Annotated in this window: 10 protein-coding genes; 3 read left to right on the top strand and 7 right to left on the bottom strand. The window is 68.0% G+C overall.

All coding sequences use genetic code 11. From position 1 onward, the window contains the following. Positions 1-168: 168 nt before the first annotated feature. Positions 169-1191: an asparaginase gene (locus LGN19_RS25565; protein ID WP_226217792.1), complete on the bottom strand. Its 1023-nt coding sequence runs from the start codon at positions 1189-1191 to the stop codon at positions 169-171. Positions 1192-1462: 271 nt separating this feature from the next. On the opposite strand from LGN19_RS25565, the gene LGN19_RS25560 reads away from it, so the two are divergent. The 3 genes from LGN19_RS25560 (at position 1463) to LGN19_RS25550 (ending at position 3290) form a co-directional block, all read left to right on the top strand. Next, positions 1463-1753 carry a PsiF family protein gene (locus LGN19_RS25560; protein WP_069256873.1) on the top strand — a complete coding sequence of 97 codons (291 nt, stop codon included), beginning with the start codon at positions 1463-1465 and terminating at the stop codon, positions 1751-1753. Between the two features lie 269 nt (positions 1754-2022). Beyond that, on the top strand, positions 2023-2472 hold the full coding sequence (locus LGN19_RS25555; RefSeq protein WP_039367018.1) for a membrane protein: 450 nt from the start codon (positions 2023-2025) through the stop codon (positions 2470-2472). 230 nt (positions 2473-2702) lie between these two features. After that, complete coding sequence (locus LGN19_RS25550) at positions 2703-3290, top strand: YSC84-related protein (protein ID WP_011352325.1); 588 nt, start codon at positions 2703-2705, stop codon at positions 3288-3290. 105 nt (positions 3291-3395) lie between these two features. Here LGN19_RS25550 and LGN19_RS25545 read toward each other — a convergent pair whose 3' ends face one another. The 6 genes from LGN19_RS25545 to LGN19_RS25520 form a co-directional block, all read right to left on the bottom strand. Next, complete coding sequence (locus LGN19_RS25545; RefSeq protein WP_122945602.1) at positions 3396-4460, bottom strand: glycosyltransferase family 4 protein; 1065 nt, start codon at positions 4458-4460, stop codon at positions 3396-3398. Positions 4461-4695: 235 nt separating this feature from the next. Then, positions 4696-5871 (bottom strand): AAA family ATPase, encoded by a 1176-nt coding sequence (locus tag LGN19_RS25540; RefSeq protein WP_122945603.1) that lies wholly within the window; start codon positions 5869-5871, stop codon positions 4696-4698. A gap of 30 nt (positions 5872-5901) precedes the next feature. Next, positions 5902-7074 carry a mechanosensitive ion channel family protein gene (locus LGN19_RS25535; protein WP_226217790.1) on the bottom strand — a complete coding sequence of 391 codons (1173 nt, stop codon included), beginning with the start codon at positions 7072-7074 and terminating at the stop codon, positions 5902-5904. 89 nt (positions 7075-7163) lie between these two features. Beyond that, positions 7164-7520 carry a Rap1a/Tai family immunity protein gene (locus LGN19_RS25530; RefSeq protein ID WP_006485939.1) on the bottom strand — a complete coding sequence of 119 codons (357 nt, stop codon included), beginning with the start codon at positions 7518-7520 and terminating at the stop codon, positions 7164-7166. A 119-nt stretch (positions 7521-7639) separates the two neighbouring features. Further along, positions 7640-8350, bottom strand: a complete 711-nt coding sequence (locus LGN19_RS25525; RefSeq protein ID WP_226217788.1) for an ankyrin repeat domain-containing protein — start codon at positions 8348-8350, stop codon at positions 7640-7642. 43 nt (positions 8351-8393) lie between these two features. Further along, positions 8394-9173, bottom strand: a complete 780-nt coding sequence (locus LGN19_RS25520) for a TatD family hydrolase (protein WP_122945606.1) — start codon at positions 9171-9173, stop codon at positions 8394-8396. Positions 9174-9291 lie beyond the last annotated feature (118 nt).

Here is a 9291-nt window from a genome sequence, read left to right as displayed (position 1 = left end):
TGGTCGAACAGTCGGTGAACATCTACAACTGCGAGCGGCCACATGCCGCCCTCAAATACAAAACGCCCGATGCGGTGCATCGGGCGTTTAGCGGGTGAACACTGTCAACCTATTCCAGGACTTGACATGACGCGCGTGCGGCCCGAGCCTCGCGTATCGATCACCGCATCACAGCGTGTCGAACCGGCGTTGCAGTTCGTCGCGGCCGTGAATGCCGTTCGCGAGCGCGAGCATCAGCAGCACGCGTGCCTTGAACGGGTTCAGCGACCCTGCGCTCACGAAGCCGAGCGCATCGTCGTTCGCGGCGCCGTTGCGCATCACATGCCCCGACCCGACGCGCGACGCGCGCACCACCGCAACGCCCGCGTTCACCGCATCGGCCAGCGCCGCCTGCAGCGTCGCATGGATCGAGCCGTTGCCCGTGCCTGCGACGACGAGACCGCGCACGCCGGCTGCGACCAGCGCGTCCACTGCCGTACGCGTCACGCCCGCATAGCTGGCGACGACTTCGACGGGCGGCCACGTTGAGGCGATCGCCAGCTGCGTGTCGCGCGAACGCGTGACGCGGCGCGCGAATTCGACCCGGCCGTCCTGCACCCAGCCGAGTGCACCGAGTTCCGGCGACTGGAACGCGTCGACCGCGTAGGTGCTCGTCTTCACGACGTCGCGCGCGCCGTGGATCCGGTTGTTGAACGCGACCAGCACGCCCTGCCCGCGCGCGGACTGATGCGCGGCCACCGTCACCGCGTTCAGCAGGTTCAGCGGGCCGTCGGACGACAGCGCGGTCGCCGGGCGCATCGCAGCCGTCAGCACGACCGGCTTGTCGCCGTTGACGACCAGGTGCAGCGCATACGCGGTTTCCTCGAGCGTGTCGGTGCCGTGGGTGATCACGATGCCGTCGATCGCCGGGTCGGCCATCAGTGCGTCGATCCGCGCGGCGAGCGTATTCCACAGCGGCAGCGCGAGATCCTTGCTGTCGATGCTGGCGATCTGCTCGGCGTCGATGCGTGCGACGGACGCGAGCGCCGGCACCGCGTCGACCAGGAAATTGACGCCGAGCGCGCCGGCCTGGTAGCCGGCCGTGCTGGCCGCGTCGGGCGCGGCACCGGCGATCGTGCCACCGGTGGCGAGCACGGCGATGCGCGGCAGGGCCGCCGCGGACGAAGGGGAAACGGAATTCGGAGTATTCATGGGCGCGATTGTAAAGGCTTGCGGCCGGGATCCGGCAGGTTCCAGCGCTGCGGTCGAGGCCGACCACCGCACCTCATGGTTTGTCCCGATCGCCCGGCCGGGTGCGCCGTCAACGGCCGTGGTGTCCGCAACGTTATAGGAAGTGCCGTTTTGGTGTTTTCACATTGATTTGCCATAATCGGAGCGCGCGGCGCGATGCGGCCCTATCCACATCGCGCAGTGCTTCGTGACGGCGTCGATAACACGCAATTCACCCCATGGGAGTGTCGAAATGAAAATTCAATCGCTCGTAGCCGCAGTGCTTCTCGGCGGCATGCTGGCTTCCCCCGCGTTCGCGGCGAACAGCCAGCAGGACAAGATGAAGGCCTGTAACACCCAGGCAGCCGGCAAGACGGGCGACGAACGCAAGGCGTTCATGAAGGACTGCCTGTCGGCGAAGCCCGCGAAGGCAATGTCGCAGCAGGAAAAGATGAAGGCGTGCAATACGCAGGCCACCGGCAAGAAAGGCGACGACCGCAAGGCGTTCATGAAGAGCTGCCTGAGCAACCAGCCGGCCGCCTGAGCCCCGGCGCTCCCGTCTCGAATGCCGCGCACCGCTTCGGCGGGCGCGGCATTTTTGTTTTCGTTGCACGCGCATCGACGCACCCCGCTCCCGCGCTTTTGCCCCCCTCCCGCCCCGCGTTCCCGGCCCGCCGGACCGGCATCGCCACATGGTGCGGCAATTCGCCGCGTTTTCTTCTATGATGGCTGCAACGCGGCCCATCCAAGTACAAGAAGCGCCATCGGGCCGCCCTCGAGACAGACGCGCACGCGCGTCAAACGGAGGCATGGATGGCATGGAGACAACACCGCTGGTTCCGCCGCTGGCTGATCGTGATCGTATTCTGGGCCGTGCCCGTTGCGATCGTCGCCGTGCGCGAGATCCGCGAGGAAATGGCGTACAACAAGGCTGACCTGCAGCTCGCGCTGACCACCTGGCAGCTCACCGACGCGCAGCAGGCAGCCGGCGCCGCCGCGAAGTGCCACGGGGATCCTGACGAGGCGCGCGCGGCTGGCTGCCCGGCCGACGTGCTCGCCGCCAATGCGCCGCGCCAGCAGGCGGCCCGCGACGAATACGTGGTGCGCCGCAGCACGCTCGCGAGCTACCTGTGGCACGCGTTCGTCGGCTACTGGGTCGTGCCGGCCGCGTTCCTGTTCGCCTGCGGCGTCGTGATCGCGCTGATCCGCCGCGCGCTGCGCCGCCCCCCGATCAAGCCGCCTGTTCCGCCCGTCACGCACTGATGCGCGCGGCAGGCGCCGCCGTCCGTCCGACCGCCGTGGTTCCCGCATGCCGACCCGACCTCGGCGCGCGGGCGCCGCTTCGTCCGTTGGCGCGCCGCGACATCCCCACGCGATTTGACGCTTTTTCACGCCGCGACGAAAAGAGGCTGTAATCCGCTGTGATATAACTGCCGACGTGGTCCGCTCCCTGAGCGAGACTCACTCCGAACGTCATCCGATGGAGAAGAACGATGCAAAAACGGAATCTTGTGCTGAAAGCCGCCGCGGCACTCATCGTCGGTAGCCTCGCGCTCACCGGTTGCACCACCACCCCGGACAAACCGGACAACGCCGCAACCAACGCGTCGAAGCGCCAGGCAATCGACTCGAGCGTCGACGCCACGCTGTCGCGCATGTACTCCACGGTCAAGGGTTCGCGTGAACTCGTCGCGAAGTCGCGCGGCGTGCTCGTCTTCCCGGACGTGATCCAGGCCGGCTTCATCGTCGGCGGCCAGTCCGGCAACGGCGCACTGCGCGTCGGCGGCAGCACGGTCGGCTACTACAACACGTCGTCGCTGTCGGTCGGCCTGCAGGCCGGTGCGCAGTCGAAGGCGATCGTGTTCCTGTTCATGACGCAGGAAGCGCTCGACGAATTCCGCGGCTCGGACGGCTGGGCAGCCGGCGCCGGCGCATCGGTCGCGCTCGTGAAGATGGGCGCGAACGGCGCGGTCGACACGACCACGGCCACTGCGCCGGTCCAGGTCGTCGTGCTGACGAACGCGGGCCTGATGGGCGACGTGTCGATCAACGGCACGAAGGTCTCGAAGCTGAAGATCTGACGCTGACGCACTGCCCGTGCGCACGACGCGCGGGCCATGCGCAAACGGCGATGTCCTTGCGGGCATCGCCGTTTTTTTATCCGCGCGCGTCCTGCGCCATGCGCGTCAGGTCGTCGAGTCGATCACCTTGAAGCGCGAGCGCTTCTGCGCGCGGATCACCGACTGGTAGACGTCGACATATTGCTGCGCCATGCGGCGCGACGTGAAGCGCGCCTCGAAGCGCTGCCGCACGCGCGCACGCGGCAGCAGGTGCAGCCGGTTCACGGCGGCCACCGCGCTGATTTCATCCTCGACGATGAAACCCGACACGCCCTCGTCCACCACTTCGGGCACCGCGCCGCGATTGAACGCGATCACCGGCGTGCCGCACGACATCGCCTCGATCATCACGAGGCCGAACGGCTCCGGCCAGTCGATCGGAAACAGCAGCGCATGCGCGCCCGACAGGAATTCGGCCTTCTGGTGATCGGCGATCTCGCCGATGTATTCGACGTGCGGCAGCGCGAACAGCGGCTTGATCTCGCGCTCGAAGTATTCCTGGTCGGCCGTATCGATCTTCGCGGCGATCTTGATCGGCAGCCCGCACTGGCCGGCGATGCGGATCGCCGTGTCGACGCGCTTTTCCGGCGAGATGCGGCCGAGGAACGCGAGATAGCGCGGCTCGACGGGCTGCGGCATGTACAGCGTATCTGGCAGCCCGTGATAGACGGTCGTCAGCCATTTCGCCTGCGGCAGCGGCTGGCGCTGCGCGTTCGAAATCGAGATCACCGGCGCCGTATTGAACGTGTCGAACACCGGCTGCTGCTCGGGCAGGTCGAGCCGGCCATGCAGCGTCGTCACGTAAGGTGTTTCCTGCCGGTTGAAGACCGAGAACGAGTAGTAGTCCATGTGGAAATGGAGCACGTCGAAGTCCTTCGCGCGGCGCGCGACCGTCTCCATCAGCAGCATGTGCGGCGCGACCCGGTCGCGGATCGACGAGTCGAGCCGCAGCGCGCGCGGCCAGACCGGCTCGAGCTTCGCCCGCGTCGTCGAATCGCCGCTCGCGAACAGCGTCACATCATGGCCGAGCTCGACGAGCGCCTCGGTGATGTAGGACACGACGCGCTCCGTGCCGCCGTACAGCTTCGGCGGCACCGATTCGGTCAGCGGCGCGATCTGGGCAATTCTCATGGTCCACGTCTCCTGTGTCCTGTCCGTTGCGGCACGGCCGGCTGACGTGCGCGCTTCCGCGCCCCGCTCGCCCCCATACGGCACTGGCCGGCACGGCGCCAGCCGGATATCGCTTCATTATTCGCGATCCCGCTGCCCGGAACCGCCCGTCTTGCATTTTATGGGTGTTGTTACAGGCAGGATACATTCCGCCCGCCAGACCGATCCGGCCCCCGACGCGACGATCGCGGCGCCGTCAGCGCGACGGCCACTTCCATGCCGGCAGGTCGCGCGTGTCGGCATCGACGAGCCCCGTCGCGCCGAGCTGCTTGTCCAGCACCAGCGATTCGCAGCCGGCCTCGCGCTCGAGCGTCGCGATCAGCCGCGCCGCATGCGACACGACGAGCACCTGCGAACGCTGCGCCGCCTGCGCGATCAGGCGGCCGAGCGCCGGCAGCAGATCGGGGTGCAGGCTCGTCTCCGGTTCGTTCAGCACCATCAGCGCCGGCGGCCGCGGTGTCAGCAGCGCGGCCGCGAGCAGCAGGTAGCGCAGCGTGCCGTCCGACAGCTCGGCCGCCGCGAGCGGCCGCAGCAGCCCCGGCTGGCGCATCAGCACGTCGAAGCGGCCACGGCCGCCTGGATTGTCGATCTCGACCGACGCGCCGGGAAACGCGTCGTCGAGCGCCGCATCGAGTGCCGCGCCGTCGCCGATTTCGCGGATCGTCTGCAACGCGGCGGCCAGGTCGGCGCCGTCGTCCGCGAGCACCGGCGTATGGGTGCCGATGTGCGACTGCCGCGCCGGCGCCTGCGCATCGGTCCGGAAATGGTCATAGAAACGCCACGAGCGGATCCGCTCGCGCACCGCGATCATCTCGGGCGCGCCGGTCGGATCGGCGAATTCGGTCATCATGCTGTCGAAGCTGGCCACCGGCTGCGGAATCGTCTGCCAGTCGCCCGATGCGGTGCGCGCGCGAATCTGCGCACCCTGCCGGTCGACCAGCAGCGTCGAAGGGCGCAACAGCGCGCCGCCCCAGATGCACTCGCGCTTGACCACCGGATCGAGCGAGAACTGCGAGCTGCTCGGGATCGGCATGCCGAGATCGATCGAATAACCGAAATCGTCGCAGGCGAAGCCGAGTTTCAGGCTCACGGGCCCCTTGCGCACCGTGCCGGTGACCGGTGCATCGCCGTCCAGCATCGCCCGCGAGAAGCGCTCGGGGCCGGCCCACAGCGTCGACGGCAATCCGCCTTCGCGGGCCAGCGACGGGATCACGCGCCCCTGCGCGGTGTCGGCGAGCAGCCGCAGTGCGCGGTACACGCTCGACTTGCCGCTACCGTTCGGCCCCGTGACGACGTTGAGCGCCGCGAGCGGCACGATCAGCTCGCGCAGCGAGCGGTAATTGGCGATGGCGAGCGTATTCAGCGCGGTCATGACGATGGTGGGTGAACATGCGGGCCGCTTTCAGCGGCCTTCGGCGGCCTGCGGATCGGCCGCGGTGTTGGCCGCCGTGCTGGCGGCAGGCTGCCGCGCGTGCGGCCGTTCGGGGCTCGGCGCGTCCGGCGCCGATTCGTGCGGATACAGCTCCATCCGGCTGCGCGGCAGGCATTGCGGATAGCGGTCCTGCAGGAACGCGATCAAGCCTTCGCGCACGCGGCAGCGCAGATCCCAGCACGACGACGAATCGGCCGCGCTGACGAGCGCGCGCAACTGCATCGCATGCTCCGTCGCGTCGGTCACCTGCAGCACCTGCACGCGGCCGTCCCACTCGGGCGCCACATGGACGAGCCGTGCGAGTTCCTCGCGCAGCGGCGCGAGCGGCGTGCGGTAATCGACCGACAGGTAGACCGTGCCGATGATTTCCGAGCTGCTGCGCGTCCAGTTCGTGAACGGGTTCTCGATGATCCACTGCAGCGGCACGACGAGGCGCCGCTGGTCCCACAGCCGCACCGACACGAACGATCCGGTGATTTCCTCGATGCGCCCCCACTCGCCCTGGATCACGACCACGTCGTCGAGCCGGATCGGCTGCGTGAGCGCGATCTGCAGCCCGGCGATCAGGTTGCCGAGCACCGGCCGTGCGGCGATACCGGCGACCAGGCCCGCGACGCCGGCCGACGCCAGCAGGCTCGCGCCGACCTGGCGCACGTTCGGGAACGTCATCAGCGCGGCACCGGTGCCGATGATCACGATCAGCACCATCACGGTCCGCACGAGCACCCTGGCCTGCGTATGGATGCGCCGGGCCTGGAGGTTGTCGGCCGTATCGATCGGATGCGCCTGGATGATGGCGTCGCCGACGCCGGCCGCGAGCCGCACCAGCAGCCACGTGAGCGACACGATGGAGCCGACCGCCGCCGCCGTGCGCATGCCGCGCACGAACGACATGCCGTCGTCCGCCTGGACCCACAGGAATTCGAGCGCCAGCAGCGCGAGCACGACGAGCGACGGCCGGTCGACGTAGCGCAGGATCGCGCTCATCAACGGATACGGCTGCGCGATGCGCTTGACGATGCGCGCGCCGAGACGGTGCACGATCGTGACGACCAGTACGACGATGACCGACACGGCCAGCGTGCCGAGCCACGAATGCAGCGGCGCATCGGTGATGCGCTGCAGTTCCTCGATTGAAATCATCGGCGCCCTTGGGTGATGAGGCGCGCACGCCTCGTCCTGGATGCGTCGGCGACGTCCGGGCCACGCGCGGGCCCGGACACGGCGTCAGGTCAGTTGCCGCTCCTGCAGGGAAACGCCTTGCCGAGACCGAGCGACACCGCGGTGCTCGCGTTGTAGTCGGCCAGCTTCGGATTTTCCGCGATGTACTTGCGCACCGCGTCGGTCATCTGCTGCGCCCGGATGTCGGGCGGCAGGCAGAAATACTGGCCGACCCGCGGCCCGGTCGTGCCGCCGATCGCATCGATCGTGTTGTAAACGCCGTCGGCAGCGCCTTCGATGTAGGCCGCGCACGACGCCCGCGACTTGACGTCCGTCTTCGCGCACAGCCGGTCGAGATCAGCGCCCGTGAAAGCCGCCGCCGACAACGGCACGGCAAACGCCGCGGCACAAAACATTGCGCGCAACATGGTGTTCCTTATGTCAATGCGGCCCGAGACCGCCTGCTGCCTTGGCCGGCGCGGCGCCGGGACGCCCTGCTCCGGCCGGAATCCGGCCGGGCGGGCACCGTCAGCCGCACCGAAAACCGTCATTTTGCACTCTTTTGTGCATCTGCCGGCGCCGATCCACCCACGCGCTCGGTCCGCTTGCTCAGGATGTCGATCGCGTCCGGAGCCTTGTAGTGCTTCGCGAATTCGAGCGCGGTGATGCCGAGCTGGTTCTTCACCTGCGGATCGGCGCCCTGGTCGAGCAGCAGCGTAACCGTCGACGCATGGTTGCCGCGTGCCGCCATCATCAGCGGCGTCGTGCCGTTCGGCGACGCGGTATCGATATACGCGTCGTGGTCGAGCAGCAGCTTCACCACCGCGTCCTGGCCGTTGGTGGCTGCGTAGTGCAGCGGCGCCCAGCCCTTCTTGCTGACTTCCGCACCCTTGTCGATCAGCAGCTTGGCGAGGCCGACGTCGCCGTTCAGCGACGCGAGCATCAGCGCGTTTTCGCCGGCCTTGTCTTCCTTCTCGAGATCGACGTTCGGCGTCGTGGCGAGCGCCGCCGCGACCTTGTCGGACTTCTCGCGCGCGGCGATCACGATCAGCGGGTCGCCGTTCGGCGCAATCGTGTTCGGGTCGAGCTTGCCGCTCTTGAGCTGCTTGCCGATGTCGGCGATGTCGTCGAACTTGACGGCCTTGACGATCGCATCGAGCGATTCGGCATGCGCGCCGGCTGCCGCGAACAGGCCGCTCGCGACGAGCGCGGCGGCAACGAGTGCACGTTTCGGCAGATGGTTGATCGGCTTCGTCATTGTTGTGGGCTCCTTCCCTGGGTTGTCGGCTGCGCGCACGTCGTTAGCGGGCGATCTTGAACAGCCGGAAAAAGTTCTGCGTCGTCGCGTCGGCCAGCGCCTCGACGGCGATGCCGCGCTCGGATGCGATAAAGCGTCCGACATGGCTGACGTACGCAGGTTCATTCGGCTTGCCGCGATACGGCACCGGCGCGAGGTACGGCGAGTCGGTCTCGATCAGCAGCCGGTCGAGCGGCACGCGCCGCGCGACGTCCTGCACGTCGGTCGCGTTCTTGAACGTGACGATGCCCGACAGCGAGATGTGGAAGTTCTGTGCGAGCGCCTGCTCGGCCACCGGCCACGGCTCGGTGAAGCAGTGCATCACGCCGCCCGGCACGTCCGCGCGCTCCTCGGCCATGATCCGCAGCGTGTCCTCCGACGACGAGCGCGTGTGGATGATCAGCGGCTTCATCGTCGCGGTCGCCGCGCGGATGTGTGTGCGAAAGCGTTCGCGCTGCCATTCCATGTCGGCGATCGAGCGGCCTTCGAGACGGTAGTAGTCGAGGCCGGTTTCGCCGATCGCGACGACCTTCGGGTGCGCGGCCAGCTCGACGAGCTCCGCGAGCGTCGGCTCGCGCATGTCCTCGTGATCGGGATGCACGCCGACGGACGCATAGACGTTGTCGTACGCGTCCGCGATCGCCAGGACCTCCGGCAGCGTCTCGAAATCGACGGACACGCACAGCGCGTGCGTGACGTCGTGCTCGCGCATGTTCTCGAGAACGGCCGGCAGGCGGTCGGCCAGGCCCTTGAAATTGATATGGCAGTGAGAGTCGACGAACATCGTGTTTCCTAATACGTAAGGCGGGCGCTCATGCGCGCGCCGGCATGCGGCAACGGGCGGCGTTCGCGGGCCGGCCGGCCACGGTCGCGTCGCGCTGTGAGCCGGCTATCGTTTCGCA

The sequence above is a fragment of the Burkholderia sp. AU30198 genome, from assembly GCF_020419825.1.
GTDB lineage: Bacteria > Pseudomonadota > Gammaproteobacteria > Burkholderiales > Burkholderiaceae > Burkholderia.
This window is presented reverse-complemented; position numbering and strand designations above follow the sequence as displayed.

What these genes read in the sequence shown, in the direction of transcription:
- LGN19_RS25565 (WP_226217792.1), bottom strand. Translation starts at nt 1,191, where the DNA reads ATGAATACTCCGAATTCCGTTTCCCCTTCGTCCGCGGCGGCCCTGCCG.
- LGN19_RS25520 (WP_122945606.1), bottom strand. Translation starts at nt 9,173, where the DNA reads ATGTTCGTCGACTCTCACTGCCATATCAATTTCAAGGGCCTGGCCGAC.
- LGN19_RS25545 (WP_122945602.1), bottom strand. Translation starts at nt 4,460, where the DNA reads ATGAGAATTGCCCAGATCGCGCCGCTGACCGAATCGGTGCCGCCGAAG.
- LGN19_RS25530 (WP_006485939.1), bottom strand. Translation starts at nt 7,520, where the DNA reads ATGTTGCGCGCAATGTTTTGTGCCGCGGCGTTTGCCGTGCCGTTGTCG.
- LGN19_RS25550 (WP_011352325.1), top strand. Translation starts at nt 2,703, where the DNA reads ATGCAAAAACGGAATCTTGTGCTGAAAGCCGCCGCGGCACTCATCGTC.
- LGN19_RS25525 (WP_226217788.1), bottom strand. Translation starts at nt 8,350, where the DNA reads ATGACGAAGCCGATCAACCATCTGCCGAAACGTGCACTCGTTGCCGCC.
- LGN19_RS25560 (WP_069256873.1), top strand. Translation starts at nt 1,463, where the DNA reads ATGAAAATTCAATCGCTCGTAGCCGCAGTGCTTCTCGGCGGCATGCTG.
- LGN19_RS25540 (WP_122945603.1), bottom strand. Translation starts at nt 5,871, where the DNA reads ATGACCGCGCTGAATACGCTCGCCATCGCCAATTACCGCTCGCTGCGC.
- LGN19_RS25555 (WP_039367018.1), top strand. Translation starts at nt 2,023, where the DNA reads ATGGCATGGAGACAACACCGCTGGTTCCGCCGCTGGCTGATCGTGATC.
- LGN19_RS25535 (WP_226217790.1), bottom strand. Translation starts at nt 7,074, where the DNA reads ATGATTTCAATCGAGGAACTGCAGCGCATCACCGATGCGCCGCTGCAT.